The 25985-nt window shown below is 71.4% G+C and carries 22 protein-coding genes and 3 pseudogenes; 14 read left to right on the forward strand and 11 right to left on the reverse strand.

Going from position 1 to position 25985, the window contains the following annotated elements; genetic code table 11:
* Nucleotides 1-427 precede the first annotated feature (427 nt).
* Nucleotides 428-1435, reverse strand: a complete 1008-nt coding sequence (locus tag ACZ4VI_RS33210; RefSeq protein ID WP_468005405.1) for a heme/hemin ABC transporter substrate-binding protein — start codon at nt 1433-1435, stop codon at nt 428-430.
* 95 nt (nt 1436-1530) lie between these two features.
* Between ACZ4VI_RS33210 and ACZ4VI_RS33215 the strand changes: the two genes are divergently transcribed.
* The 3 genes from ACZ4VI_RS33215 to ACZ4VI_RS33225 all read left to right on the forward strand — a co-directional run bounded on the left by ACZ4VI_RS33215 (nt 1531) and on the right by ACZ4VI_RS33225 (nt 5240).
* Complete coding sequence (locus ACZ4VI_RS33215) at nt 1531-2916, forward strand: HtaA domain-containing protein (RefSeq protein WP_468005406.1); 1386 nt, start codon at nt 1531-1533, stop codon at nt 2914-2916.
* Nucleotides 2917-2949: 33 nt separating this feature from the next.
* On the forward strand, nt 2950-4437 hold the full coding sequence (locus ACZ4VI_RS33220; RefSeq protein WP_468005408.1) for an HtaA domain-containing protein: 1488 nt from the start codon (nt 2950-2952) through the stop codon (nt 4435-4437).
* A 122-nt stretch (nt 4438-4559) separates the two neighbouring features.
* On the forward strand, nt 4560-5240 hold the full coding sequence (locus tag ACZ4VI_RS33225; RefSeq protein WP_468005410.1) for a PhzF family phenazine biosynthesis protein: 681 nt from the start codon (nt 4560-4562) through the stop codon (nt 5238-5240).
* Between the two features lie 75 nt (nt 5241-5315).
* Here ACZ4VI_RS33225 and ACZ4VI_RS33230 read toward each other — a convergent pair whose 3' ends face one another.
* Together ACZ4VI_RS33230 and map are read right to left on the reverse strand one after the other, a co-directional pair.
* On the reverse strand, nt 5316-5966 hold the full coding sequence (locus ACZ4VI_RS33230) for a biliverdin-producing heme oxygenase (protein ID WP_468005412.1): 651 nt from the start codon (nt 5964-5966) through the stop codon (nt 5316-5318).
* Nucleotides 5967-6080: 114 nt separating this feature from the next.
* The gene (gene map, locus ACZ4VI_RS33235) at nt 6081-6938 is read right to left on the reverse strand and encodes a type I methionyl aminopeptidase (protein WP_468005414.1); all 858 of its coding nucleotides are present in this window, start codon (nt 6936-6938) and stop codon (nt 6081-6083) included.
* A gap of 58 nt (nt 6939-6996) precedes the next feature.
* Here map and ACZ4VI_RS33240 point away from each other — a divergent pair, with 58 nt between their 5' ends.
* A complete protein-coding gene (locus ACZ4VI_RS33240) occupies nt 6997-7230 on the forward strand; it encodes a hypothetical protein (protein ID WP_468005416.1) in 234 nt (77 codons plus the stop codon).
* Between the two features lie 22 nt (nt 7231-7252).
* Here ACZ4VI_RS33240 and ACZ4VI_RS33245 read toward each other — a convergent pair whose 3' ends face one another.
* Nucleotides 7253-8557: an MFS transporter gene (locus ACZ4VI_RS33245; protein ID WP_468005418.1), complete on the reverse strand. Its 1305-nt coding sequence runs from the start codon at nt 8555-8557 to the stop codon at nt 7253-7255.
* Between the two features lie 319 nt (nt 8558-8876).
* Here ACZ4VI_RS33245 and ACZ4VI_RS33250 point away from each other — a divergent pair, with 319 nt between their 5' ends.
* The 4 genes and pseudogenes from ACZ4VI_RS33250 to ACZ4VI_RS33265 all read left to right on the forward strand — a co-directional run bounded on the left by ACZ4VI_RS33250 (nt 8877) and on the right by ACZ4VI_RS33265 (nt 10484).
* Nucleotides 8877-9344, forward strand: coding sequence for a hypothetical protein (locus ACZ4VI_RS33250; protein WP_468005420.1), 468 nt, complete (start codon nt 8877-8879; stop codon nt 9342-9344).
* A 150-nt stretch (nt 9345-9494) separates the two neighbouring features.
* Nucleotides 9495-9647, forward strand: a pseudogene (locus ACZ4VI_RS33255) (DUF6093 family protein); the annotation flags it as partial.
* Nucleotides 9648-9781: 134 nt separating this feature from the next.
* Entirely contained in the window at nt 9782-10246 is a 465-nt protein-coding gene (locus ACZ4VI_RS33260; protein ID WP_468005421.1) for a hypothetical protein, read from the forward strand.
* 7 nt (nt 10247-10253) lie between these two features.
* Nucleotides 10254-10484 (forward strand): hypothetical protein, encoded by a 231-nt coding sequence (locus ACZ4VI_RS33265; RefSeq protein WP_468005423.1) that lies wholly within the window; start codon nt 10254-10256, stop codon nt 10482-10484.
* 51 nt (nt 10485-10535) lie between these two features.
* On the opposite strand, the gene ACZ4VI_RS33270 is transcribed toward ACZ4VI_RS33265, so the two are convergent.
* Entirely contained in the window at nt 10536-11138 is a 603-nt protein-coding gene (locus ACZ4VI_RS33270) for a hypothetical protein (RefSeq protein WP_468005425.1), read from the reverse strand.
* 104 nt (nt 11139-11242) lie between these two features.
* Here ACZ4VI_RS33270 and npdG point away from each other — a divergent pair, with 104 nt between their 5' ends.
* Nucleotides 11243-11941, forward strand: coding sequence for an NADPH-dependent F420 reductase (gene npdG / locus ACZ4VI_RS33275; RefSeq protein WP_468005426.1), 699 nt, complete (start codon nt 11243-11245; stop codon nt 11939-11941).
* A gap of 65 nt (nt 11942-12006) precedes the next feature.
* Nucleotides 12007-12201, forward strand: coding sequence for a hypothetical protein (locus tag ACZ4VI_RS33280; protein WP_468005428.1), 195 nt, complete (start codon nt 12007-12009; stop codon nt 12199-12201).
* 50 nt (nt 12202-12251) lie between these two features.
* On the opposite strand, the gene ACZ4VI_RS33285 is transcribed toward ACZ4VI_RS33280, so the two are convergent.
* Both ACZ4VI_RS33285 and ACZ4VI_RS33290 read right to left on the reverse strand, forming a co-directional pair.
* The gene (locus tag ACZ4VI_RS33285) at nt 12252-13529 is read right to left on the reverse strand and encodes a phospholipase D-like domain-containing protein (RefSeq protein ID WP_468005429.1); all 1278 of its coding nucleotides are present in this window, start codon (nt 13527-13529) and stop codon (nt 12252-12254) included.
* Between the two features lie 109 nt (nt 13530-13638).
* Nucleotides 13639-14433 (reverse strand): site-2 protease family protein, encoded by a 795-nt coding sequence (locus tag ACZ4VI_RS33290; protein WP_468005431.1) that lies wholly within the window; start codon nt 14431-14433, stop codon nt 13639-13641.
* 99 nt (nt 14434-14532) lie between these two features.
* On the opposite strand from ACZ4VI_RS33290, the gene ACZ4VI_RS33295 reads away from it, so the two are divergent.
* A complete protein-coding gene (locus tag ACZ4VI_RS33295; protein WP_468005432.1) occupies nt 14533-18345 on the forward strand; it encodes an AfsR/SARP family transcriptional regulator in 3813 nt (1270 codons plus the stop codon).
* A gap of 13 nt (nt 18346-18358) precedes the next feature.
* Here ACZ4VI_RS33295 and ACZ4VI_RS33300 read toward each other — a convergent pair whose 3' ends face one another.
* From ACZ4VI_RS33300 to ACZ4VI_RS33310, 3 genes and pseudogenes are all read right to left on the reverse strand, one after another.
* Nucleotides 18359-19207, reverse strand: coding sequence for an ABC transporter permease (locus ACZ4VI_RS33300; RefSeq protein WP_468005433.1), 849 nt, complete (start codon nt 19205-19207; stop codon nt 18359-18361).
* The gene (locus ACZ4VI_RS33305) at nt 19204-20196 is read right to left on the reverse strand and encodes an ATP-binding cassette domain-containing protein (protein WP_468005434.1); all 993 of its coding nucleotides are present in this window, start codon (nt 20194-20196) and stop codon (nt 19204-19206) included. The genes ACZ4VI_RS33300 and ACZ4VI_RS33305 overlap by 4 nt, the downstream gene beginning before the upstream one ends.
* A gap of 159 nt (nt 20197-20355) precedes the next feature.
* A pseudogene (locus ACZ4VI_RS33310) lies at nt 20356-20469 on the reverse strand (IS5/IS1182 family transposase); the annotation flags it as partial.
* 330 nt (nt 20470-20799) lie between these two features.
* Between ACZ4VI_RS33310 and ACZ4VI_RS33315 the strand changes: the two are divergent.
* From ACZ4VI_RS33315 to ACZ4VI_RS33325, 3 genes and pseudogenes are all read left to right on the forward strand, one after another.
* Entirely contained in the window at nt 20800-21210 is a 411-nt protein-coding gene (locus tag ACZ4VI_RS33315; protein WP_468005436.1) for a RidA family protein, read from the forward strand.
* Between the two features lie 118 nt (nt 21211-21328).
* Nucleotides 21329-22787, forward strand: a pseudogene (locus ACZ4VI_RS33320) (NF041680 family putative transposase).
* A gap of 252 nt (nt 22788-23039) precedes the next feature.
* Nucleotides 23040-25022 carry a zinc ribbon domain-containing protein gene (locus ACZ4VI_RS33325; protein ID WP_468005438.1) on the forward strand — a complete coding sequence of 661 codons (1983 nt, stop codon included), beginning with the start codon at nt 23040-23042 and terminating at the stop codon, nt 25020-25022.
* Between the two features lie 15 nt (nt 25023-25037).
* Here ACZ4VI_RS33325 and panB read toward each other — a convergent pair whose 3' ends face one another.
* Nucleotides 25038-25901 (reverse strand): 3-methyl-2-oxobutanoate hydroxymethyltransferase, encoded by an 864-nt coding sequence (gene panB, locus ACZ4VI_RS33330; protein WP_468005440.1) that lies wholly within the window; start codon nt 25899-25901, stop codon nt 25038-25040.
* Nucleotides 25902-25985: the final 84 nt, after the last annotated feature.

A 25985-nucleotide genomic window follows, 5' to 3' on the forward strand; every position in this document is an offset into this window, starting at 1 on the left:
ACCCAAGAGAGGGGGGAAGAGAAGAAAGGGAAACAGAGGGGGGGGGGGGGGGGGGGGGGGGGGGGGGTTGGGGTCTCCCACCTCCTTCGGGCCGGCGGCCCCCCCCCCGCCGGGCCCGGCGACGCGTGCGTGCCGTCCGCCGTCCGGCCCGACGCGTTCCCGGCCGTCCGGCCGGGGGGCTCCGGTACGGCCCCCGCGGCGTCGCTCGGGTCCGGATGCGCGGGGGTCACCGAGCTGTCGCTGGGGTCCGGGTGCGCGGGCGTCACCGAGCTGTCGCTGGGGTCCGGGTGCGCGGGCGTCACCGAGCCGTCGCTCGGGTCCGGATGCGCGGGCGTCACCGAGCTGTCGCTCGGGATCGGATGTGCGGGCGTCACCGAGCCGTCGTTAGGGACCGGATGCGCGGGGGTCACCGAGCCGTCGACCGCGGTCACTTCGACGCTCCGTACAGCTGGTCGACGAGGGACTTCAGCACCTGGTCCGTGCGCGGGCCGTAGTTGAGGAGGACGCCGTCGTCGACCGAGACGACCCGGCGGTCCATCCCGGCCGGGGTCTCCGCGACGCCGGGGATCTTCACCAGACCGTCGACCCCGCCGACCGACTCGAGGCCCTTGCTCATGACGAGGATCGCATCGGGCGCGGCAGCGGCCAGCGCCTCGCTGGTGATCGGCGTGAAGTCCTTCTTCAGGCCGGACTCCTTGCCCGCGTCCACGGCCCCCGCCGCCTCCAGGAGCGACGCGGCCCCGGACTCGGCGCCGCCGAGCAGATAGACGGCGGCCGATCCGCGGACGTAGAGGAAGGCCACCCGCGGCTTGTCCCGCCCCGCGGGGATGTCCTTGCGGACCGTGTCGATCCGGTCCTGCGTCCGCCGCTTCAGCGCGGTCCCGGCCTCCGGTACGCCGAGGGCGGCGGCGACCGTCTCGATCCGGGCGGACACGTCCGCGAGTTCCTTCGCGGGCTTCACCACGACGAGCGGGACGCCCGCGTCGCGTATCTGGGCGATCGCCTCGGCGGGCCCCGTGGAGGTGTCGGCGAGCACGAGGGTCGGCCGCAGGGAGAGCACGCTCTCGGCGGAGACGTCGTGGGCGCGGGTCACCACCGGGAGTTTCGCGGCCTGTTCGAAGGTGGCCGTGATGTCCCGGGCGACCACCCGGTCGCCGAGGCCGAGGGTGAAGACGATCTCGTTGAGGGAGCCGGTCAGGGGGACGATCCGCTGGGTGGACGTGACGGTGACCGTGCGCCCGTCCGCCGAGTCCACCGTCGCCGGGAGCGTGGACTTCGGTGCGCCGGCGAGGGGTTCGACCCGGTCGGGCGCGGCGTGCGCCGCAGGGGCCCCGGGCTTCGAGGGAGCGCTTCCGTCGCCGCAGCCGGTCGCCAGGAGGGCGAGTGCGAGTGCCGATGTCAGCACACCCGCGAGGCGAGATCTCTGCACGGACAAGCACCGTCCTGTTCGTTCTGGGCAACAGCCTGTCGTTTTTCCTCCGGATACCTTAGGTTAGCCTTACCTCACTTGCTAGCCCTCGGAGGGGTTACATGCTGCTGTCCAGACCGGCCCGGGCGCTCGCCGTCGCGCTCTTCGCGGCGCTCCTCGGGTCCCTGCTCCCGGCCACCGCCGCCCAGGCCGCGGACCGTACGGTGCAGGGTGGCAGACTCGACTGGGGAATCAAATCCTCTTTCCAGAGTTATGTCACGGGCCCCATCGCACACGGCAGTTGGAATCTTTCGGGCGGCGCCGCCACCGTCGGCGGCAGCCAGTTCCGCTTCCACTCCGCCCGGGGCTCGTACGACCCCGCGAGCGGCGCCTTCACCGCCGGATTCACGGGCGGCGTGCACTTCCTCGGGCACCGGACGAGCGACGGCACCCACGAGCTGGATCTGACGATCAGCCGGCCCCGCGTCCGCATCGAGGGCGGGCGCGGCACGCTCTACGCCGACATGGCGAGCAAGGCCAAGGGGACGGGGAAGCTCACCTCCTCCTCCCAGGTGCCGCTCGCCTCGCTGAACCTCGCCGGGATCGACATGCGCGGCGGCGGCAGCCCGATCTCCCTCACCAACGTGCCCACCACGCTGACCTCGCAGGGCGCACGCGCCTTCGCCGGGTACTACACGGCCGGCACACCGCTCGATCCGATCAGCCTCACCGTCGACGTGAAGGCCGCCGCCGAGCCGACGGCCACCAAGTCCCCCGAGCCGTCCGTGAGTTCCTCCGCCGCCACCAGAGGCTTCCGGGACGGAGCCGTCGACTGGGGCGTGCGCCGCACCTTCCGCGAGTACGTCACCGGCTCCATCGCCCAGGGCAGGTGGACCCTGTCCGGCGGCGCCCAGGACGGCGGCGCGCTGTTCCGCTTCCCGAGCGGGAAGGGCACGTACGACCCGGAGAAGCAGACCCTGGACGCGGACTTCGCGGGCTCCGTCCGCTTCACCGGCACCCACCTCGACCTCGCCCTCGGCGCCGTCTCGGTCACCGTGACCGGCGGCAAGGGCACGCTCAGCGCCGATGTCACCAGCGGCGGCACGACCGAGAAGGGCGTACCCCTGATCACCTTCACGGCCCGGGACTTCGCGCCGAAGAACGGTCTCGCCGTACTGACCGAGGCACCCGCGACCCTCACGGAGGGCGGCGCGAAGGCCTTCGGCGGGATGTACAAGGCCGGTACGGAGATGGACCCGGTCTCGCTGGCCGTAGCGGTCGACGCAAAGGCGCAGCTGCCGGCCCTGCCGGACCTGGGGAGCGACGCGAAGCCCTCGGCATCCCCTTCCGCTTCGGCCTCCGCTTCCGCGTCCGCTGCTCCGGCGAAGACCGCGGCCGCCTCCGATTCCTCCTCCACCGGTACGTACCTGGCGATCGGAGGCGGCGTGCTGGTCCTCGCCGCGCTCGCCGCCTTCGCCCTCGTACGCCGCCGCAGCACCTTCAACTGACCCCAGATTCCCTCCCGTAGGAGACCACCGACCATGGCCACACCCACCCGTCGACCGCTCATCCTCGCCGCGGCCGTCGCCACCGCCGCAGCGCTCGGAGCGAGCGTCTTCGCCTTGCCCGCCCTCGCGGCGGACGGCGCCCCCGTGATGGAGCTGAAGGACGGCACACTGGACTGGGGCTTCAAGGAGTCCTTCCGCAAGTACCTCGCCTCGCCCATGGCCCAGGGGAAGACCACGGTCGGGGGCGGCGCGAAGCAGGCCGCGGACAACGGCGTGTTCACCTTCGTGGAGGGCACCGGTACGTACGACACCGGGACGCACGCCACGGCCAACGCCTTCAAGGGCAGCGTCCACTTCGAGGCGCACGGCGGCGTCCTCGACATCACGCTCTCCGACGTGAAGCTGACGACGAAGGGCTCGGCCGCGCCGACCGGCGAGATCACCGCCGATGTCGTCACCAAGGGCAACGACGGGAAGTTCGTGACGCGCGAGGACATCGCGATCGCGGCGCTGGACATGACCGGGGTGCGGCCGGGCCAGGGCGCGGGCGGCGCGATGGTCTTCAAGGACATACCGGCGAAGCTGACCAAGGGCGGCGCGGAGGCGTTCGCCGGCTTCTACAAGGAGGGCGACGCGCTCGACGCGGCGACCCTGACGGTGAAGGCGGGCGGCGGCACGCAGCCGACCCCGACACCCACCAAGACCCCCACGCCGACCCCAACCCCGACCCCGACGAAGACCACGGCGCCTCCGACCACCGCCCCGACCACCGCGCAGCCCACGGTCAAGCCGACCACGGGCACCCCGTCGGTCGAGAACGGCAAGCTCACCTGGGGCGTGAAGGAGTCCTGGCGGAAGTACGTCGTGGGCACCTGCGGCGGCAAGGCGACGGCGACCGGCGGCGCGACGAAGAACGGCTCGGTGTACGACTTCGCCCTCGGCTCCGGCTCCGGCGACTGGAACGCGAACGCCCGCACGGCCGACGCGGCCTTCACGGGCACGGTCCGCTTCGAGTGCGCGGCCCACACCATCGACTGGGCCATCAGCGACGTGAAGGTGAAGGCCAGCGGCTCGGCCGGCACGCTCGTCGCGGACGTCGCCACCGCCCAGGGCACGAAGAACGACGTGACGTTCGCCGACCTCGACCTGTCGAAGGCCGACTACACCGCGAAGAACGGTGTCGTGACCCTCGCGAACATCCCGGCCAAGCTGACGAAGGACGGCGCGGCCCAGTTCGCGGGCCCGGGCGGCCAGGCGTTCTACCAGCCGGGCACCGCCATCGACCCGGTGACCGTCGCCCTCACCGTGGACAAGGACGCCCCGCTGCCGACGACGACCGGCGGTACCACGGGCGGCTCGTCGACCACCACCGGTGGTGGCGGCACGGTCGGCGGCACCGGCTCCCTCGCCGCCACCGGCGCGGGCCTCCCGACCGGCACCCTCCTCGGCGCCGCCGGCGCCACGGCCCTCGCGGGCGCGTCCGTCGTCTTCGCGGTCCGCCGCCGCACGACGGAATCCTGAACCCGCCACCCCCCACAGGCAGGGCCGCACCCCCGGAAACGGCGGTGCGGCCCTGCCGCATGCCTGGCCCCCGATTCCCGGTCGGGCCGCCGAACGGGAGCGGTGGATGCTTGAATTCCGCCATGCACACGACCGTGACGAGCAGCGCCACCGACATCGACGTCCTGCGCGTCTTCTGCGCCGGCGACGGCCGGTACGGCAACGCCCTGGGTGTCGTACGGGACGGGCGTACGCATCCCGACGAGGCGTCCCGGCAGGCGCTCGCCAAGGAACTCGGGTTCAGCGAGACCGTGTTCGTGGACGACCCGGAGCGCGGGATCGTCGACATCTACACGCCCGGTGTGCGGCTGCCGTTCGCCGGCTATCCGCTCGTCGGCGCGGCCTGGCTGCTCGATCTGGAGGTCGTCCGCCCGCCAGCCGGCGAGGTGTGGGTGCGCGGGGACGGGGAGTTCACCTGGATCGAGGCCCGCGCCGAGTGGGCCCCGCCGCGGACGCTGCGGCGGTACGGGTCGGCCGCCGAGGTCGACGCGCTGGAGGTTCCCGAGCCGGGGGAGTGGCTGTACGCCTGGGCCTGGGAGGACGAGGCGGCCGGGCGGGTGCGGGCGCGGGCGTTCCCGGGGCGCGGGGACGGTATCGACGAGGACGAGGCGACGGGCGCGGCGGCCCTGCTGCTCACGGCCGAGCTGGGCCGGGCCCTGAACATCACGCAGGGCCGGGGGTCGCAGATCCTCACGGCCCCCGGCCCCGACGGCGTCATAGAGCTGGGCGGCCGGGTGAGGCTGGAGCGCACGCTGACGCTCTGAGGCGGCGGGCCCGAGTAACGGGACTCGAACCCGCGATGCCCGCCCCGCCCCGCCCCGCTGACGCCGCGCTCGCGGCTACGCGCTGAGCGGGAACTCGGTGCCCAGCTCCCGGAACACCGCGCCGTTGAAGTCGAAGGCGCGCTTGCACTCGTCGATGATCCGCTGCTTCTCCAGGTCGTCGGCGTTCACGCCGTCGAGCAGCTCCCGGTACCCGCGCTTGAAGGCCGCGGGGTTCGCGATCTCCTCGAACACGTAGAAGCGGACGCCGTCGCCCTTGCGCGCGAAGCCCCACGTGCGCTCCGCCTTGTCGCGGATGATCTGGCCGCCAGAGAGGTCGCCGAGGTAGCGCGTGTAGTGGTGCGCCACATAGCCGGCCGGCCATTCCCGAGCGCACTGCGCCACCCGCGCGGCGTACGCGGCGGTGGCGGGCAGCGCGGAGAGCCCGGCGCGCCAGTCCGGGCCCCGCAGATGGGTGAGGTCCTGCTCCAGGGCGGCCGTGCGGTACAGCTCCGGCTGTATGAAGGGCCCGGCGACCGGGTCGTCCTTCAGCGCTTCGGCGCCGTCCTCCAGGGCGCGGTACACGAACCAGAGCTGCTCCGTGTACCGCGTGTAGGCGTCCACGGCGAGCCGGCCACCGAGGAGGTCGCTCATGAAGGTCGACGTCTCGGCCTCGGTGTGCTGTTCGTGAGAGGCCGTGCGGATGAGCGTCGAGAAGGGCGTGTCCAAGGCGTGCCTCCGTGGCCGATGGGACGGGAACCTGCTGAGATCCTGCTACTTAGGCTTACCTAAGTCAACTGGTTCCCGACGACCTGTCGGTAAAAACGCTACCCGGGGAAAGAATCAGGGCAACGTGAGAATCTCGGCCCCGGTGTCCGTGACGACGAGCGTGTGCTCGAACTGCGCCGTCCGCTTGCGGTCCTTCGTCACGACCGTCCAGCCGTCGTCCCACATGTCGTACTCGTGCGTGCCCAGCGTCAGCATCGGCTCGATCGTGAACGTCATGCCCGGCTGGATGACCGTGGTGGCGTGCGGGGAGTCGTAGTGCGGGATGATCAGTCCGGAATGGAAGGACGAGTTGATGCCGTGCCCGGTGAAGTCGCGCACGACGCCGTAGCCGAAGCGCTTGGCGTACGACTCGATGACCCGGCCGATGATGTTGATCTGGCGGCCCGGCTTGACCGCCTTGATGGCCCGGTTGAGGGACTCCCGCGTCCGCTCGACGAGCAGCCGGGACTCGTCGTCCACGTCGCCGCAGAGGTACGTGGCGTTGTTGTCGCCGTGGACCCCGTTGATGTACGCCGTGACGTCCAGGTTCACGATGTCGCCGTCCTTGAGGACGGTGGAGTCGGGGATTCCATGGCAGATGACCTCGTTGACCGAGGAGCAGAGCGACTTCGGGAAACCGCGGTAGCCGAGGGTGGAGGGGTACGCCCCGTGGTCGCACATGAACTCGTGCGCGACCCGGTCCAGCTCGTCCGTGGTGACCCCTGGCGAGATGTGCTTGGCGGCCTCCTCCATCGCCTGCGCGGCGATGCGGCCGGCGATCCGCATCCGCTCGATGGTGTCGGAATCCTGCACCTCGGGCCCTGTGTACGGGGTGGGTGCGGGCTTCCCGACGTACTCGGGACGACGGATGGCTCCCGGAACGGAGCGGTGGGGGGAGAGCTCCCCCGGTACGAGCAGCGACTGGCCAGACATGTCAGCGAGTCTAACGACCGCGTCTGGGGCAGCATGGCCTCAGAGGAAGGAGCCGACGATGGCCCTGTTCAAGAAGCGCACGGTGGGCAAACCGGGTGAATGGTACTACTGCCTGGAGCACAAGAAGGTCGAGGAGGGCCCGGAGTGCCCGGCCAAGAACCGCTTCGGCCCGTACACCAGCCGCGAGGAGGCGTCCCACGCGATGGAGAGGGCGCAGGAACGCAACCTGGAGTGGGAGACCGATCCGAAGTGGCACGACAGGCCCGGGTCGGCGGACGAGACGCAGGATTAGAGCGGCGGCAGGCTCCCGCGCGTCAGGCCGGGGCCACGGTCCCGGCCTCTTCCGCCTCCCGCGCCTCCTGCGCAGCCTTGTGACGCAGCGCGTCCTCGTCCGCATCGGAGTCGTAGCGGAGCAGCTTCGGCAGAGCGAGGCAGAGCAGCCCCACGGAGGCGACACACGCCACGCCGCCGCCCCAGATCGCCGCCCGCGTGCCCGTCCAGCCGGCCATGGCCCCCGCGCGGACCTGCCCGAGCTGCGGTCCGACGCTGTACGACAGGACCTCGATCCCGGCGAGCCGGCCCCGTAGCTCCTCCGGGATCGTCTGGTTCCAGATCGTGGCGCGGCCCAGGCCGCTCGCCATGTCGCCGGCGCCCGCGAAGGCCAGGCAGAGCAGCACGAGCCAGATGTCCGAGAACCAGCCGGCCGCCGCGATCGCGAGCCCCCACCCCGCGGCACCGCACACGACCAGCCACCCGTGCCGGCGGATCCGCGAGGTCCAGCCGCTGGTCAGGCCGAGAACGAGCGAGCCGGCCGAGCCCGCCGCGTACATCAGGCCCAGCGACCAGTCGGCGTCCAGCTCGTCCGCCAGGAACGGGAAGATCGTGTTCGGGAACGCGAAGAACATGGCGGCGAGGTCGATCGCGTACGTCCCCAGGAGCACCGGCCGCGACCACGCGTAGCGGGCGCCCTCCGCGATGCCGCGCAGCGACGGCTTGTCGGCGTCGTGCGCGGGCGGGGCGGGGGAGAGCCGCAGACACAGGAGTACGGAGACGAGGAAACCGGCGATCGTCACGGCGTAGGCCGGGGGATGACCGGCGTACGCCACGAGCAGGCCCGCGAGCGCCGGTCCGGCGATCGTACCCATCTGCCAGCGCAGCGAGTTGAGCGCGGCGGCGGCCGTCTGCTGGTCGTGCGGCACGATCCGGGCGAGCAGGGAGTCCAGGGCGGGGCGCTGGAGACCGGCGAGCGCGGAGACTCCGGCGGCGACGACGTACAGCGGCCAGAGCATCGGTTCGGGCAGGAGCGAGTTGAGGAGCAGGAGCAGGGCGAGCAGCCCGAGCCCGGACTCGGTGGCGACGAGGACCTTCCGCCGGTCGACGGCGTCGGCGAGCGCACCGCCGTAGAGCCCGAAGACGACCAGGGGAACCAGCTCGACCGCGCCCATCGCACCGACGGCGAGCGGTGATCCGGTCAGCTCCTTGATCTGCAGCGGCAGCGCGATCATCGCCACGGCGCTGGCGAAGAAGGCGACGAGCCCTTGCACCCAGAGAAGCCGGAAGTCCCGCGAGGAACGCCAGGGCGCGAGATCGGGCAACACGTCGGAGAACTTCAAGGTCACGAGCCGCCATGCTCCGACCACGCGACGCACCCGGCAACCGATTTAGGACCGGCGGGCGCGGGGCGCCGCTGCCCCGCGAAGGCCCCGGGGCCCCGCCGCCGCGTTGCCCGATCCGTGACGTCGCCGGCTCCTGGCGCCACGCCGGCGTGCTCATGCAGTGCTTCCTGGAGGACGCGCAGACCTACGCCCTGACCGCCAGCAAGGCACACTCCGGCGTGGCTGCCGACGCCTTTCAGACGTACGTCAAGCACAGTGTCGGCCTCACCTGCCCACCGGCGAAGGCGCAGCAGGACGAGCCGCTGGTCACCAACCTCGTGACGTGGAGGCCGCCAAGGGGAGGATCGCCCAGCACAAGGCTGACCTCTTCGCGGTCGACATGCCCTGGGACCAGCCGATGTTCGGCGGCAACGGATACGACGGCGGACTGCTCGATGCCGTACTCGGCGACCCCTGGATCCACGACCTCGCCACGGTGGGACACGCGCTGGATGCGTCCGTCGCCCGCATCAAGCTCCCCAACGCCGACCCGCCGCCGGCCCCTGTCCTCCCGGGACTGCCGTTCCTACCGCCGCTCATACCCGCGCCGGCGTCATTGCACGCCGCTACAGTCCGCCCCACGTGCACGTCCAACTTCAGCGCGCCGCCGACGCCATGGCTCGATCTCCAGCTCCTCCGCTTCGCTGTCCATCGTCTGGGGTTCGACGGATTGTGGAGCGGCTGCTCGATGGCGAGGTACGGGTCTGGCGCGATGCGGGAGGGCGTGCGGACGACGTGCTGGACGAGATGACGGGCGAGTTGGCGTCTTCCGAGGAGGACGGCGAGGTCTTGTGGGAGGGCGTGGGACCGTTGTGCCGGTGGGGCAGCCAGCTCTCCTCGTGCCTCTCGACAGCTCGGTGGCGCAGGTGGCGACCGCAACCGCGTACCAGGCCATGCTGCCCGTTTCGTTCCGCGCGCTATGGCCGGTGATCTGCTGACTGTGATCAGCTCGCCCCGAGCTCCCCAGCTCGTCGGACGCCGGTTCCGCGTTGGTGACACCATCGTGGGGACGTTCGCCGTGGTGCGGCTCGTACGCCCTCAGGCCCTTGGTTGAGTCGCGCGTCGGCACTGGTCAGCACGTCATTCCTTGATCACTCGGAGCAGTGAACCGTCCTGCAGCGCAGAACCGCGGTGGCGTTGGTGCGGTTTTCCGATCACCAGAAACACTCCGTCGGAAGAGACCGCACCGTGACCACGCAGTACGCACCCCGACTCGTCACCGCTCTCGCCGTCGCCGTCGCGCTCCTGCTGGCAAGCCCTTCGCAGGCGCAGGCCAGCGCCGTCGGCTCAACTCCCGTCCAAACCTTCGAGTACAGCGTGGGTGGTGTGACCATGAAGGTCCCGACCGGCTGCATGTTCTCGCACATCATCAGGGGTGAAGGGAAGAAGATCACGTACCAGAACGCCGGCGTCGACTGCGCCTTCGTCGGGGCCCTGAGCAGTGGCTTCTGCAACTGGCGTATCGACTTCACCTACGCCGACACCAACAACAAGACGTATCGAACGTCCCGAGGCGCGACTCACTCCGAGTGCAAGATCAACCCGATGCGGAACAACTCTCCTCAGACCCTGCCTCGTTATGGCAAGGCGTGCGCGCATCTCCACGTAAACGGGGTGCGCCGCGTGAGCCAGTGCCACCACATCACGAAGTGAGTCATTCATGATCGACCAGCAGCAGACACAGGACGAGGCGTGGACGACGCGGCGGCGCCGGGCCGGGATTGTCGCGTTCGTCGCGGGCGTCGTCGTGACGCTCGCTTTCTTCGCCTTCTTCCCTGGGCTCCCGCACGTCATCGACTGGGGGGCCATCATCGTCTCCGTCGCTGTCGGAGCGCTGGCCCGCTGGGGCTGCCAGTCGTGGATGACGAAGAGGCACAGCGAACTCATGTGAGCGCGCCACGCCGGGCGGGGCCATGGATAGGCTCCGCCCCCGGCGCCCCCGCTACCAGCCCGTCGGTGGCGGTGATGTCAGGTGGTCCGCCAGGCGGGAGAGGCGGTCGCGGAGGCGGCGGTGGGGGCGTGGGGGTGGGAGGCTGTTTTCGCCGGTTGCCGCGCTCACCAGGTGCTGGACCGTGTCCAGGTCGACCTCCGCGCCCGCCCGCACCGCCAGCGCCTCGTGCGCCAGGCCGTGGACCTCCGGGTCGCCGGCGTCCAGGGAGAGCACCGTCGCCCCCGCCCTGCGCGCGTCGTGGACCCGCTCGAGCAGACCCGCCTCGGGCCGCTCCGGCGCCACCAGCAGCAGCGTCGCCCCGCGCCGCGCCGACTCCAGGCGGCCCAGGCCCACGGCCAGGTGCGCCGGATCACCCGGCCGCACCCGGTGCCGTACGAGCGTCGGCGCCAGCTCCGGCTGCCCCGACCAGGCCGCCTCGTCCACCAGGTGCGCCGCCAGATGCCAGGGCTCGTACCCCTCCGTGCCGACCAGCAGCAGCCCGCCCCCGTGCGGCACGACGGAGGACCGGAGCGAACCCGCGAAACGGCGGGCCTCCCGCGGCCACTCCGTCCCGGCGAGCACTTCCCGCAGCAACGCGACCCGTACGGCATCCATGGGGTCGCATCCTGCCTCAGCCGGGCGGCCCGTGTGGGGCTGTTGCCGAGGCTTCCACCCGTACGGGAGACGTGCCGCCGCGACCGGACAGTAATGTCGAGGCCATGACTACGACTGACAGCAAGCCCGCCCCCAAGGACCCCTGGGACCTCCCAGACGTGTCCGGCCTCGTCGTCGGCGTCCTCGGCGGCACCGGCGACCAGGGCCGCGGCCTCGCCTACCGGCTGGCCCAGGCCGGCCAGAAGGTGATCATCGGCTCCCGCGCCGCCGAGCGCGCCCAGACCGCCGCCGACGAGCTGGGCCTTGGCGTCGAGGGCGCAGACAACGCCGAGTGCGCCCGCCGCAGCGACATCGTGATCGTCGCCGTCCCGTGGGACGGGCACGCCAAGACGCTGGAGGCGCTGCGCGACGAACTCGCCGGCAAGCTCGTCGTCGACTGCGTCAACCCGCTCGGCTTCGACAAGAAGGGTGCCTACGCCCTCAAGCCCGAGGAGGGCTCCGCCGCCGAGCAGGCCGCCGCCCTGCTGCCGGGGTCCCGGGTCACCGCCGCCTTCCACCACCTCTCCGCCGTCCTGCTCCAGGACCCGGCGATCGACGAGATCGACACCGACGTGATGGTCCTCGGCGAGGAGCGCGCCGACGTCGAGATCGTCCAGGCACTCGCCGGCCGCATCCCCGGCATGCGCGGCGTCTTCGCCGGCCGGCTGCGTAACGCCCACCAGGTCGAGGCCCTCGTCGCCAACCTGATCTCGGTCAACCGCCGCTACAAGGCCCACGCGGGGCTCCGGGTCACCGACGTCTGATCCCCCGAGGGCATGGGGGACACTGGACGGGCACCATCAGCCGTACCCGGACAGGAGCCGACCCCATGCCCCGCCTCGCTCTGTACGCCCTCGCCGTCTGCGCCCTCGCCGTCGTCGCGGCCGTCGTCTCCTTCGCCGCGGGCAGCTGGCTGGGAGTCGTCTGGGTCCTGTTCGCCGGCCTCTCCTCGAACATGGCCTGGTACTACATTCGCCGCGCCAGGGTCGAGGCGGGGACCGGGGCCGGGGCGACGAACGGCTAGCTCCGCCGCACCCGGGCGTCGTCCCCGGCATCGGTCAACGGGTCAGCGGATCACCTGCAGACGTCCACGTCGTCCGCCGTCCCCGGATACGCCGCGGTACGCACCTTCCCGAAGTCGGCCTCGAACGCGTCGTACACCGAGGCTGTGGTGATCCGCAGCATCGCCTCGTCGTTGTCGCGCAACGCCGGGCCGCTCCAGTTGTGGCTGCCCGTGAAGACCAGCTTCTGTCGCGCGCCCGCGTACATGCCGTCGATCATCATGTTCTTGGAGTGCACAATGCGGCGGGGCGTCGTGGCGTCCGCGTCGTCGTCGTGCTGGTAGCAGCGCGTGGTGAGCCGGGTCTGCCCGTGCAGCGCGTTCCACGTGCCGGAGTCGGTCTCGCTGTAGACGACATCGACGGTGCAGCCCGCCGCGGCCAGCGCCCGCAGCTTGTCGGCCACGGCCTGCCGGGTGATCTTCAGCATGGCGACGCGGATGGCGGTGCGGTGTGTGCCCGCCGAGTCGCTCCAGGTGCAGCCGACGTTGTCCAGCGTGTTGACGACGGTGTCGGTGTCGGCCGTGGTGCCCGCGCGCGGGAAGAAGTACACCTTGTAGTCGCCCGCGTTGGCGGAGGTGTAGCTCCAGTTGGCCCGGTCCTGCTTGGCGAGCTTGGCGAAGTACGAGGTGTACGCCGCGTACAGCTCCGCGTTGCCGGCGACGCCCACCGCGCTGTTCCAGTACCGGGAGTAGTTCGACGGCGTCAGGTTCGACGTCATCTGGAGCACCACCTGCTGCGCCGCACCGCCACCGAGGCTGCTGAACAGCAGGACCTTGTTGTGGTTGATGCCGCTGCCGGTGGACCCCAGACACGATGTGCCGGCGCGGCACAGGGTGACGTACGAGCTCTGTGCGATGTCCGTGCCCAGCGCCGCCACGAGCGTGTTGTACGAGGTGGGGCTGCCGTCCGGGTCGCTGGCGGTGGTCTCGTCCAGCACCACCCGTACGTTGACGCCACGGGTGGTGTGCGCGTCGGCGAGGTCCTGGGCGATCGTGTTGTCCCACAGGTGGTACAGCGCCATCTCGATCGTCGAACCGGTGTCGGCGGCGGCGATCAGTTCGCGGACCCGGTTCTTGATGGCGTTCTGCTGGGCGGTGTCGGTGGATGTCGGGTCGTTGAAGACCGGTCCCATCGGCGGCACGGCGGCGACCTCGACGGTCCCGGTCCGGAACCCGGTCCCGGTCTCCGCCGCGACCGCTGCCTGCCCGCTCCCGGCGGCGCCGAGCGTTCCGGCCGCCAAGGCCAGGACGGCCCCGGCGGCGAACAAGCGTCGGCCGATGCGTGACAGCATGAGTCCCCCTCACATTCGGGCATGCACTCATTGTGTGTTCATGCCATATGAGGGGTTGATCTTGCCAAGCCGCGCGGGAACCGTCCAGAGTCGCCGCCGCACCTCCGGGTCAGACCTGGCAGAGGTCCGGTGTCTCCTGCCAGAAGCGGTAGAGGTCCGAGCCGCAGTAGCGGGAGAGCTCCGGCACACTCAGCGCCCGCATCAGCGCGTCTATCGTGTCGAAGAACGCCCCGTTGATCGCCGGGACGAAGAGCAGCGCGATCACGACGAAGAAGCCGTACGGCGCGTACGGCTCTATCTGCCGCTTCACCTTGTACGACAGCCAGGGCTCGACCACTCCGTAGCCGTCCAGGCCCGGCACCGGCAGGAAGTTCAGGAGCGCGGCCGTCACCTGGAGGAACGCCAGGAAGGCGAGCGCGTACTGGAAGGCGAGCGGGACGCCGTCCAGCGCGTCCAGCCAGAACGGCGCCGTGCACACGATCGCGAACAGGACGTTCGCCAGCGGGCCCGCCGCCGAGATGAGGCTGTGCTTCCAGCGGCCCCGGATCCGGCCCTGCTCGATGAAGACGGCGCCGCCCGGCAGACCGATGCCACCCATGATCACGAACAGCACCGGCAGGATGATGCTCAGCACGGCGTGGGTGTAGGCGAGCGGGTTGAGCGTGAGGTACCCCTTGGCGCCGACGGTGATGTCGCCGCCGTGGAGGGCGGTGCGGGCGTGTGCGTACTCGTGGAGACAGAGCGAGACGACCCACGCCGAGGTCACGAAGAGGAAGATCGCCAGGCCGGGGGAGGCCGCGAAGCCGGTCCACACGGCCCAGCCGGTGACCGCCATGACGGCGAGGATCGCCAGGAAGACCGGGCTGATCCTGCGCTCGTGGCTACGGGTGGTGGCCGTGGTCATCGGTGGGACTCCCTGGGGCGCGGCGGGGTGTGTGCGGGAAACGTGCCGGGGCGGGGGTGAGTTCCTGCGGTGATCCCCGGCTCACGGAGAATAGGGCCTGTGCGCTATTCCGTCCTCGGTCCCACCCAGGTCCACGCAGCCGACGGCAGCCCCGTCGCCCTCGGCGGCGCGCGGCTGCGGGCGCTGCTGACCGTACTGGCGCTCCGGGCGGACCGAACTGTTCCGGTCGGCGCCCTCGTCGCCGAGGTCTGGGCCGACGACCCGCCGGCGGACGGGATCGCCGCGCTCCAGGCGCTCGTCGGACGGCTGCGGCGGGCGATCGGCCGGGACGCGGTCGTGTCGGGCACTGGCGGGTACCGGCTGGCGGCGGCCCCCGACGACGTGGACGCGCACCGGTTCGAGCGGCTGGCGGGGGACGGCGTGCGGGCGCTCGACGCGGGCGATCCGGCGCGGGCGGCGCGGCTGCTCGACGAGGCGCTGGGCCTGTGGCGGGGGCCCGCGCTCGCCGACCTGCCGGACCGTACGGCGGAGGCGGCCCGCTGGGAGGCCCGCCGCCTGGACGCCCGACGGGCCCGCTTCGGGGCGGCCCTCGCGTTGGGGGAGGCGGCCTCGGTCCTCCCCGAACTGACCGCCCTCTGCGAGGCGCACGTGCTGGACGAACCGCTCCAGGCCCTGCGCATCCGCGCGCTGCGTGACACGGGGCGAGCGGCGGAGGCCCTCGCGGCGTACGAGTCCTTCCGCCGCGCCCTGGCGGACCGCCTCGGCGCGGACCCGTCCCCGGCCCTGCGGGCCCTCCACGCGGAGCTGCTGGCTCCGGCGGGGGAACCCGGGGGCTCGGAGGCGGATGCGGCAGGCCGGGCCGGGGGCCCGGTGCAGCCGCGGCCCGAGGTTGCGGCTCAGGCCGGTCCCGGCCTGGTCCGTGCCGTGGTGTCGGCCCGCCCGGGCAACCTCCGAGCCCGGCTGACCAGCTTCGTCGGGCGGGACCAGGACATCGCCAGGCTCCAGGAGGATCTGCGCGGCAGCCGGCTCGTCACGCTCCTCGGGCCGGGCGGGGCCGGGAAGACACGGCTCTCGCAGGAGGCGGCCGAGCGGGCCGCCGACGCCGGGGCGTGGCCCGACGGGGTGTGGCTGGCCGAACTCGCGCCCGTCACCGACCCGGAGGCGGTCACCGAGGCCGTGCTCGGGGCCGTGGGGGCGCGGGAGACCGTGCTGCGCGGTGCGGGCGCCGAAGGTCTGCGGACCATGGACGACCCGCTCGGGCGGCTCGTGGAACACTGCGCGCCGCGACAGTTGCTGCTGCTCCTGGACAACTGCGAGCACGTGGTGGGCGCGGCGGCGGAGCTGGTAGAGCAGATGCTGGCGCGGTGCCCGGGAGTGACGGTGCTCGCGACGAGCCGTGAACCGCTGGGCGTACCGGGGGAGTTCGTACGGCCGGTGGAGCCGCTGCCGCAAGCGTCGGCGCTGCGGCTGCTCGCGGATAGGGGTGCCGCGGCCCGCCCCGGCTTCGATTCGGATGGCGACCCGGAGGCGTGCGCGGAGATCTGCCGTCGTCTGGACGGGCTTCCGCTGGCGATCGAGCTCGCGGCGGCGCGGCTGCGGCTGCTGTCCCCGCGGCAGATCGCCGACCGTCTCGATGACCGGTTCCGGCTGCTGACCTCGGGCGCACGGACGGTCCTGCCCCGCCAGCAGACGCTGCGGGCGGTCGTCGACTGGTCCTGGGACCTCCTGTCCGAGCCCGAACGCGCCGTCCTGCGCCGCCTGTCGGTCTTCTCGGGCGGCTGCGACCTGAACGCGGTGGAGGCCGTCTGTGCCACCCAAGTCGGCGCGCTCGCCGAGCCCGTCCCTTCCGGGCCGGACGCGTCGCCGGGCGTCGCCCGGCCGACCGCCGACGGCGCGGCGGCCGGCACCCCGCCGGAACCGGGTGCTCCCGCTCCCGACGCCCCCGCTGAGCCCGCCCGTTCCGGGCTGGACGCGTCGGCGGGCGACGGCCGGCCGACGCCCGCCGACGCGGCGGCCGGCGCGCGGGCAGAACCGGGTGCTCCCGCTCCCGACGCCTGCGCCGAGCCCCTCCCTTCCGAGCCGGGCGCGTCGCCGGCGTCGCCCGGCACCCCGCCGGAACCGGGTGCTCCCGACGCCGCCGCCGAGTCCGTCCGTTCCGCGCGCGACACGTCGCCGGGCGTCGCCCGGCCGAACGCCGATGGCGTGGCGGCCGGCGTTCCGGCAGAACCCGGCGGCCCCGCCGACGCCGCCGTGTCGCCCGGCGACGCCCTCGACCTGCTCGGGTCGCTTGTCGACAAGTCGCTCGTCGTCGCCGCGCCCGGCGATGACGGGAGCATGCGCTACCGGCTTCTGGAGACCGTTGCCGAGTACGCCGGGGAGCGGCTCGACGAGGCCGGGGACCGGAGCGACGCCGAGCGGCGGCACCTCGTCCACTACCGGGAACTCGCCCGCCTCGCCGACCCCGCGCTCCGCGGTGGCGAGCAGGTACGGGCCATGGGCTGGTTCAGGACCGAGTACGAGAACTTGCGCACCGCCCTGCGCCGCGCCGTCGCCGCACGGGACGAGCACGAGGCGCTCATGCTCGTCCACTGCCTCCTCTGGTACTGGCAGATGCGCGACCTCCGCGCCGACGCCCTGCACTGGGCCGAGGCCGTCGCCGCCCTAGGCCCCGACCCCTTCGCGCCGCCCGCCGCCCCCGTCGTACCGCTCCACGAGCCCTGCACGGCCGCGCCCCCGCCGCTGAGCGAGGAGCACCTGTGGGAGGCCCGGCGCGGGGTGCGGCTGCTCGAACTGCTCAACATGGACCACATGACGGGCGACTGGACCACGCCCGAGGGTGTCGAGCGGCTGAAGCGGATCACCGCCGTCTACCGGCCCGGGCTGCCGCAGACCTGCCGCCTGCCCGGCTCCTTCGCCGTCCTCGCCGTCATCCTCATCGGCGAGGCGGGCCGGATGCGCGAGCTGCTCGACGCCACCGTCGAGACCTGCCGCCGCTTCGGCTACGACTGGGACCTCGCCAACGCCCTCCAGCTGCGCGCCAACGTGCTGGCTAACCGGGCCGACTGGGCCGGTGACGCGGCGGCCGACGCAGAGGAGAGCCTGGAGATCTTCGTCCGCCTCGACGACGCCTGGGGCGCGGCCGAGGCCCTCTCCTCACGCGGCGAGGCCCGCGAGCGGCAGCTCCGGTTCGAGGGCGCGGCCGAGGACTTCGCCGCCGCCATCGGCTATGCCGAGCGCGTCGGCGCCCAGTCCCAGATGGCGCTGCTGCGCGCCCGGTACGCCGACATGCTCTCCGTGACCGGTCGAGCCGAGGAGGCGGAGGTGATCCTGCGCCAGATCCTGGAGGTCGGGGAGAACCGTGGCCACGAACCGGTGCTCGCCGCCCGGCTGTTCCTCGCGATGCTGCTCGGCCGCACCGGCCGCACCGCCGAGGCCCGCGAACAACTGACGGCGCTGCTCGACGACTTCAGCTCCCAGACCCTGTCGATCTTCGGCGGGTTCACCCTCGGCGGCCTGGCCTGGCTGGACAACCTCGACGGGCGGTACGACTCCGCGCTCGCCCTCGCCCGGGAGGCCCTGGAGCGGTCCCTGGGCACCCTGTCGCTGATGGTCGCCCCGCAGATGCCGGCGGTCCATCTGGTCACCGCCGCCTGGGCCCTCGCCGGTCTCGGCGGCCCCGACGCGGTGCTCGGCGCCCGGCTCCTCGGGGCTCAGGCGGGCCTGCTCCCGGACGGCCATCTGCTACGGCCGAACGAGCGCGACAACCTGGAGCGCGCCACGGAGCTGGCCCGCTCCGTCCTCGGCGACGAGGCGTTCGAGGCCGCGTACGCCGAGGGCGGCGGCCTCTCCTTGGAGGAGGCCACCGCCCTGCTCGTACGCGCCGACGCGATCCACAGGCGCGCCGAGTCCTGAACCCCCGTACCGCTCAGGTCTTCTTGCGGAACTTGGCGACCGCGAGCGGCGCCGTCACAGCCGTGATCACCACGGCCCAGCCGAGCGTCATCCACACCGAGTCGCCGACCGGTGTGCCGTTGATCATGGCGCGGGCGGCGTCGGCGAGGTTCGACAGCGGGTTGTAGTCCGTGAAGGCCTCCAGCCAGCCGGGCATCGAGGTCGGCGGGGCGAAGATCGAGGAGCCGAACTGCAGCGGCATCAGCACGAGCATCGCCATCCCCTGGACGGCCTGCGCGGTCTTCAGCGTGAGACCGAGCAGGATGAAGATCCACATCAGCGAGGCGCCGAACACCATCGACAGACCGATCGCCCCGAAGAGGTCGAGGACCGAGCCCTTGATCTCCAGGCCGAGCAGGAAACCCATGCCGAGCAGGATCGCGGTGGCGATCAGCATCCGGCCGACCTCGACGACGATCTTCGCTATGAGGACGGAGGACCGGGCGATCGGCATCGTACGGAACCGGTCCATCACCCCCTTCTTGAAGTCGTCGTTGACTCCCGTGCCGACGGCCATGGCGATGTTCATGCCCATCATCGCCATCAGGCCGGGGACCACGTAGTTGACGTACGCGTCGTTGTTGCCCTTGCCGGAGATCGCGCCGCCGAAGACGTACACGAACAGCAGGACGAAGATGACCGGCATCAGGACCGCGTCGAACATCGACTCCGGATCCTGCTTGATCTGCAGCGCGTTGCGCCGCACCAGGGCGCCGATGTGGCGGAGGTTGGCCCGCAGGCCGATCCGGCCCTCGTCGACGGGCGCGCGCTTCACCGGGGTCGGCGTGGGCGCGGACGTGCGGGTGGCAGTGGTCGTGCTCATGCGGCGACCTCCTCGGGGATCGTGTCGGAAGCGGACGTCTTCTCGCCCGTGATGGCCAGGAACACCTCGTCCAGGCTGGGGAGATGGGTGCCGATGTGCGCGATGCCGAAACCGCGCGCACCCAGCAGGCCCACGACGGCGGTCAGTTGCTCGTCGCTGAGGATCGGCACGTACAGCGCGCCCTCGTCGGGGACGACCGTCGAGCCGGCGATGCCGTCCAGGCCGGACTCGCGCAGCTCCGCCGACATGGCGGGCAGGTCGGCCGGGTCCACGGGGCGGACCTTCAGGGTGCGTCCCCCGACCCGGGCCTTGAGCTCGTCGACCTTGCCGTTGGCGATGACCTTGCCCCGGTCGATGACCGTCAGCTCGCTCGCGAGCTGCTCGGCCTCCTCCATGTACTGGGTGGTGAGCAGGACGGTCACGCCGTCGGCGACCATGCTGTGCACCTCGTCCCAGACCTCGTTGCGGGTGCGCGGGTCGAGGCCGGTCGTGGGCTCGTCCAGGTAGAGGACGGCCGGGCGGCCGATCATCGACGCGGCGAGGTCGAGCCGGCGGCGCATACCGCCGGAGTACTGCATCGCGGGGCGCTTGGCGGCCTCGGTGAGCGAGAAGCGTTCCAGGAGCTCGTCGGCGCGGCGCCGGGCGTCCTGGCGGGAGAGATCGAGCAGCCGCCCGATCATGTACAGGTTCTCCCAGCCGGACAGCTTCTCGTCGACCGAGGCGTACTGGCCGGTGAGGCCTATCGTGCGGCGGAGCTGGCGGGGCTGCTTCACCACGTCGTAGCCGGCGACGGTGGCGGTCCCGGAGTCCGGGACGATCAGGGTGGACAGGCAGCGGACGAGAGTGGTCTTGCCGGCGCCGTTAGGTCCCAGCACGCCGAGGACCGTACCCTCCCGGACGTCCAGGTCGACCCCGTCGAGGGCCTTCGTCTCGCCGTAGTGCTTCACGAGGCCTCGTACCTCGACGGCGTTGTGTTCGGATCGCGTCATGGCCCCCATGAGACCAGCCGCCACTGACAATCCGCCGACAGATGACCGACAGCCCGCCGATGGGGGATGTCGGCGGGCTGTCGGTGGTACCGCGATGGCTGAAGCGTGTTGCAGAAGGCCGTGATCTGGCAGGTCAGAGCGGGGTTGCGGCTGGTCTGATCACGCGGCGAGGGCGATGTTGTGCATGTGGGCGACGGCTTGGACCGCGTGGTGGAGGCCGGTGCCGCGTTGCCGGCAGTCGCGGAGGATCTTGTAGTGCTTCATTCGGGCGAGGCGTGCGGGTCACACATCGGGACCAGGGTGCCGTCCACGACCCACAGTCGCTCGACTGCGTCGGCGGGGGCGGGTGGCCGGCTCGATCGCCAGCAGCGGCCGCAGCCGCTGAATGACCCGGAACACCGGGCACCGGCGAGCACCCGAACGTGAACGTCTCCACCCACAACGACCCAGCCCTCAACACCCCGCCCATACAAGTGAAATGCCCGCGTCGCGGCCTTCTGCAACACGCTTTAAGCTTGTTCTTTAACCTCACGTGACTGCGGAATGCTTGCCGGTGGAGAAAATGCGGTGCGTGCTGGCACCACGCTGGTCAGACTCGCTGACATGACTGAGAAGATCACCCGCATCAACCCCGAGCAGCTGCATGAGACACCCGGCTACCACCACATCACCGTGGTGGAGGCAGGCCGTACCGCCTATCTGGCGGGGCAGTGCCCGCTTGATCGGAATGGTGACCTCGTCGGTTCCGGTTCCCTCGAGACGCAGGTCGACCAGCTTGTCGCGAACGCGCTCACTGCCCTGGCAGCGGTGAGTGCCCAGCCTGAACATGTGGTGCGGTCAGTGATCTACGTGCGAAGCAATGAGAGGGACATTCTCGGAGCCGCATGGCGTCGGCTCACCGAGTCTGCCCTGGGTCCGGCATTCACCACCGCCAGCACGCTCTTGGGCGTCGCCCAGCTGGGCTTTCCAGGACAGCTCGTCGAGGTGGATCTCACCGTGGCGCTGCCTGACTGACTTCGAACGGCGTATCGAACTGGGTAGGCCAGCTGGGCATTCGCGGGACGCTGGGGCGGCCTTCGTCTGATCATGTGCTCCGACCAAGGTGCAACCGATCGAGACGAAGGCCGTGAAGGTGAGTCTGCTGCCTGACGCCGGTCCCGGGGAAGCGTTCGCGCAAGCGTCACGCTTCCGGGAGGACCTATTCGACTGCCTGACCGTGCGCGGGGACGAGCTGTTCGAGCTCGTGGACGCATTGCTGTGCGCGGACGGCCCGGTGACGTCGCCGGTGGATCTGACGCTGGTGGCCCGAGCACCTGCGTGGGCACGGTGCGATGTACGAGGCGCTGAACCACGGGAACGTGGACGTACCCCGGTTGCGGCAGGTGCTGGCCGGTCTGCCGATGCGCTGCGAGCCGCCGACGGGCGCCTGGTCCTGGCCGTCGACGTCAGCAACTGGCTCTCCGCCCCGACGCGCCGACCAGCGCGGATCGCCTGTTCTGCCACGTCTACGGCCGCAGCGGACGCTCCTCGGACCAGTTCATCCCTGGCTGGCCGTACTCGTTCGTCGCCGCCCTCGAATCGGGCCGGACGTCCTGGTGCCAGCTCCCTGGATGCCGTCCGCCTCGGACCCGAGGACGACGTCGCCGAGGCCACCGCCTCCCAGCTCCGCCGGGTGGTCACCGAGCTGATCGAGATGGGCCGCTGGCACGTCGGCGACCGCGACATCCTCATCGTCTTCGACGCCGGCTACGACGCCCCACGCATGGCCCACCTCCTCAACGGCCTCCCGGTCGAGGTGCTGGGACGGATGCGCTCCGACCGCGTCATGCGACGGCCGACGCCCTCACTAAAGGAGTACGCCCTGGCCTACCCCCAGGGCGGGCGACCGCCCAAGCACGGCAAGGCGTTCCGCTTCGCCAAGCCGGACACCTGGGGCGAGCCGGACGCGGCCACGACGCAGGTCACCGACCGATACGGCACCACCCGCGCGATGGCCTGGGACTGTATCCACCCGCGCCTGACCACCCGCTCCACCTGGATCGACCATACCGGCGAACTCCCCATCATCGAGGGCACGCTGATCCGCCTCCAGGTCGACCGGCTGCCCGGTGGAGGAGACCCGCTGCCGCTCTGGCTGTGGTCGTTCGCCAGTGGCCTGAACTGCGAGGACGTCGACGTGCGCTGGCGGGCGTTCCTGAGGCGCTTCGACCTGGAGCACACCTTCCGGCTGATGAAACAGACCCTCGGGTGGACCGCCCGAAGCTGCGAACCCCCAAGGCCGGCGAGCGCCGGACCTTGCTGATCACCACCGCCCACACCCAGATCCGCCTTCTGCGCGAGGCCGCCGCCGACTTGCGGCGGCCGTGGGAGAAGCCCGCCGAGCCCGGCCGACTCACCCCGGCCCGAGTCCGCCGGGGGTTTCGGAACCTCCGCCCGCACCTGCCTGCCCGACCCGCGCGCCAAAACCCTCAACCCCCGGACCCGGCAGGCCACTTGGCTCGAAAAGCCGGCGGCCCGCCACCCGTTACGACGTGGGTAAAACCGTGAAACGACCAGAGAGCATCACCGAACGAAACCGACTCAAGCCATAAAGAACAAGTTAAGAGCTGTTCCCAAATGACGCATAGTCGATCTTGAGGTTGTGGAGCACCGCGACGGCGCGGGTGGTGTCGTTGATCGTGTCGCCGCGTCGGCGGTGTCGGCGCGGCGCGGTTGTTGTTGAGGTTGTAGACGCGCTGGGCGGTCTTGAGTCTTCCGGCGCCTGCCGAGCGTCTGCGTATCCGGGACCCGTGCCACCCGATGATGTACCGTAAGTGAGCACGTCGCAACGGGGGTGACGCGCGATGCAGGCTGCCCAGACGCGGAAGATCCGGGGCAAGAACAAGGCCCCGAAGTGGAAGAAGCCAGGCGACGGGCAGGTCTCCGTGATCGTGCTGCCGCTGACCGTCACCGACATCGCCGACCTCGCCCGGCTGGAGAACCTGTTCGGGGCGATGTGGTCGCTCAAGCGGGCCGTTCAGCGGGATGCCCGCGCCAAGGTCGACGCGTACTGGGGCGCATTCCACGAGCGGAACGAGCACGGGGCGAAGGCCGCACGGCAGCGCCTCGGCCTCTCACGCGAAGCGCTGGAACGGTGCGCGTACAGGCACTTGGAAGACTCGGGGCACCTGAAGCATCACGCTTCCAAGGCCCTGGCCATGCACATGGCGGACGAGGTGTGGAACGGCGTGTCCCGGCACCTGTTCCCCGACGCCATCGGACAGCGCTTCGGACGGCCAAGGGTCGGCCGCCGGCACGATTTCACCCGGATTCCGGGCCGCGCCCGTTCCCACACGACTGAGAACAAGTGGGAGACGTTCCGCCTGGTCGGCAGCCTCCACGGCCACGTCATGGCCTACACCGACGGCGGCCGGCACACGCTGATGCAACCCCGGACGATGCCCAAGCCGGTCAAGCCGGACGGCAAGGTGCCCACCGACAAGGGCGCCCGCCGGGCGAACTGGTGGGACCACACCGGCCCCCTCGCCGTCGTCTTCGCCGGAGGTCCCGACGGCAAGCGCGGTGACCTCGTCCTCACCGTCCGCATCCCCCAGGGCAAGGGGCAGTGGGCACGGGTGGAGCACTTCCTCGACAACCCCGGCCGCTGGCACAAAGTGGACCTCGTACGCCGCCGCAAGGCGTCCGCGCCCGGTGGCTGGGCATACGAGGCACACCTGATGGTGCTCGGCCCCGGATACGCATCCCCGGCCGTACGGGAGATGCGCGACCAGGCCGCCCGGCTCGACCGCATCGGCGGCGTGGACGGCAACGTCTCGAACCTGTCGATCGTCTCCTTCCCCGCAGCACTCGACGGCGGGAAGCCCGAGTCCACCGAGATCATGCTGACCGACGCCGAGCGGACGCGGCTGGAGAAGGCCGCGAAGAAGCGGCGTGGCCGGGCCAGGGCGCTGGAGCGCTCCCGGAGGGCGACGAACGCCGGACAGTACGGGCTGTCGAAGAAGCAGCAGCGCCGAGCCGATCGCCGCGCCGCCAAGGGCCAGGAGCCCAAGGCCGTCACCGTGCCCGGCGGTGCCCGCGATGCACGCTCCGATGGAGTGCCGAAGCAGGCGTACCGCCGAGACCGGCTCTCCGCCAACTACCGCGACCAGCGCGCCCGACAGGCCGAAGCCGCCGCGTCGCTCGCCGAGCACCGCCGCCACCGCGCCCGCCTGGTGGCCCGTGAGATCGTCGCCGTCCACGGCCCAATGCTGGTCGTGGAGGACTGCGACATCCGCACGTGGTACCGGCTGTGGGGCAAGCGCCTGTCGCAGACCACGCCGGGGATGCTGATCTCCGCCCTCAAGGTCGAGTGCGAAGCAGCCGGGGGCCGCCTGGTACGGGCCTCCACCTGGTCAACGGCCCTGTCCCAGCACTGCCTGTGCGGCGAGCGCGTACACAAGACGCTCCGCGACCGTGAGCACAAGTGCCCTGCGTGCGGCCTCGTCGGCAAGCGCGACCTCGTGTCCGCCGCCTTCGCCGCCTTCGTCCGCTTCCACGACGTGGACGACCCGAAGACCGCGTACCTGGACACCACCGCGTCCAGGAACGCCCAGATCACCTATGCAGAAGCGCTGGAAGAAGCGCTGAGGGAGTCAACCACACCGAGCCCGAAACCGCCCCGGCGGTCGGGTCGCGTGGCAGTCCCACGGCAACGCCGTGGGACCTCTGCTCCCCGAACCGCCGGACAGCGGAACCGAGCAACCCCGGATGAGACGCGCCCCGTGCGCGACCACGCCGGAAAGCCCGGTCCCCGCACCGCGTGCAGTCCACAGCTCACCCTCTGGTGAACTGCGGATCAGGTCTTAGTGGAAGGTGTGCTCCTCGGCGGGGAACGCCCCGCCGGTGACGTCCTCCGCGAAGGCCCGGGCGGCGTCGCCGAGGGTCGCGCGGAGGTTCGCGTACTGCTTGGTGAAGCGCGGCACCTTGCCGCCGGTCAGACCGGCCATGTCGGTCCAGACCAGGACCTGCGCGTCGGTGTCAGGGCCGGCGCCGATGCCGATGGTGGGGATGTGCAGGGAGCGCGTGACCTCGGCGGCCAGTTCGGCCGGTACGAGTTCGAGGACGACGGCGAAGGCGCCCGCGTCCTGGGCCGCCTTGGCGTCACTGAGCAGCCGGTGCGCGGCCTCGTCGCTGCGGCCCTGCACCCGGTAGCCCATGGTGTTGACGGACTGCGGGGTCAGGCCCAGGTGGGACATGACCGGGATGCCGGCCTGGACGAGCAGCTCGGTCTGCGGCAGAGACCTTTCGCCGCCCTCCAGCTTGACCGCGCCGACGCCCGCGTCCTTGACGAGCCGGGTCGCGTTGCGCAGGGCCTGGACGGGCCCTTCCTGGTACGAGCCGAAGGGGAGGTCGCCGACGACGAGGGCGCGCTTGGTGCCCCGTACGACGGCGGCGGACAGGATCGTCATCTCGTCCATCGTGACGGGCACGGTGGTGTCGTACCCGAGATGGCAGTTGCCCATGGAGTCACCGACGAGCACGACCGGGATGCCGGCCTCGTCGAAGACGGACGCGGTCATCGCGTCGTAGGCGGTGAGCATGGGCCACTTCTCGCCACGGGTCTTGGCGGCGGCGATGTCGTGGACCGTGATGCGGCGCGTGCCCTTGCCTCCGTACAGCGCCTTGCTGCTGTCGGGGGACTGCTTCTGGGCAGCCTGAAGCGTCATGGTGAACGGCTCCTTCGTCATCTCGAGGCGCCCTGACGGCGTCCCCGGACCACGTCCATGGTGGCACCTCCCGCGGCGGCTCGG

It is taken from the genome of Streptomyces sp. NPDC029169 (assembly GCF_055563935.1).

Bases quoted from the DNA above. Each gene is read 5' to 3' on its own strand.
- ACZ4VI_RS33215 (WP_468005406.1), top strand. From the start codon at position 1,531: ATGCTGCTGTCCAGACCGGCCCGGGCGCTCGCCGTCGCGCTCTTCGCG.
- ACZ4VI_RS33220 (WP_468005408.1), top strand. From the start codon at position 2,950: ATGGCCACACCCACCCGTCGACCGCTCATCCTCGCCGCGGCCGTCGCC.
- ACZ4VI_RS33225 (WP_468005410.1), top strand. From the start codon at position 4,560: ATGCACACGACCGTGACGAGCAGCGCCACCGACATCGACGTCCTGCGC.
- map (WP_468005414.1), bottom strand. From the start codon at position 6,938: ATGTCTGGCCAGTCGCTGCTCGTACCGGGGGAGCTCTCCCCCCACCGC.
- ACZ4VI_RS33240 (WP_468005416.1), top strand. From the start codon at position 6,997: ATGGCCCTGTTCAAGAAGCGCACGGTGGGCAAACCGGGTGAATGGTAC.
- ACZ4VI_RS33265 (WP_468005423.1), top strand. From the start codon at position 10,254: ATGATCGACCAGCAGCAGACACAGGACGAGGCGTGGACGACGCGGCGG.
- ACZ4VI_RS33270 (WP_468005425.1), bottom strand. From the start codon at position 11,138: ATGGATGCCGTACGGGTCGCGTTGCTGCGGGAAGTGCTCGCCGGGACG.
- npdG (WP_468005426.1), top strand. From the start codon at position 11,243: ATGACTACGACTGACAGCAAGCCCGCCCCCAAGGACCCCTGGGACCTC.
- ACZ4VI_RS33280 (WP_468005428.1), top strand. From the start codon at position 12,007: ATGCCCCGCCTCGCTCTGTACGCCCTCGCCGTCTGCGCCCTCGCCGTC.
- ACZ4VI_RS33285 (WP_468005429.1), bottom strand. From the start codon at position 13,529: ATGCTGTCACGCATCGGCCGACGCTTGTTCGCCGCCGGGGCCGTCCTG.
- ACZ4VI_RS33290 (WP_468005431.1), bottom strand. From the start codon at position 14,433: ATGACCACGGCCACCACCCGTAGCCACGAGCGCAGGATCAGCCCGGTC.
- ACZ4VI_RS33300 (WP_468005433.1), bottom strand. From the start codon at position 19,207: ATGAGCACGACCACTGCCACCCGCACGTCCGCGCCCACGCCGACCCCG.
- ACZ4VI_RS33305 (WP_468005434.1), bottom strand. From the start codon at position 20,196: ATGACGCGATCCGAACACAACGCCGTCGAGGTACGAGGCCTCGTGAAG.
- ACZ4VI_RS33315 (WP_468005436.1), top strand. From the start codon at position 20,800: ATGACTGAGAAGATCACCCGCATCAACCCCGAGCAGCTGCATGAGACA.
- ACZ4VI_RS33325 (WP_468005438.1), top strand. From the start codon at position 23,040: ATGCAGGCTGCCCAGACGCGGAAGATCCGGGGCAAGAACAAGGCCCCG.
- panB (WP_468005440.1), bottom strand. From the start codon at position 25,901: ATGACGCTTCAGGCTGCCCAGAAGCAGTCCCCCGACAGCAGCAAGGCG.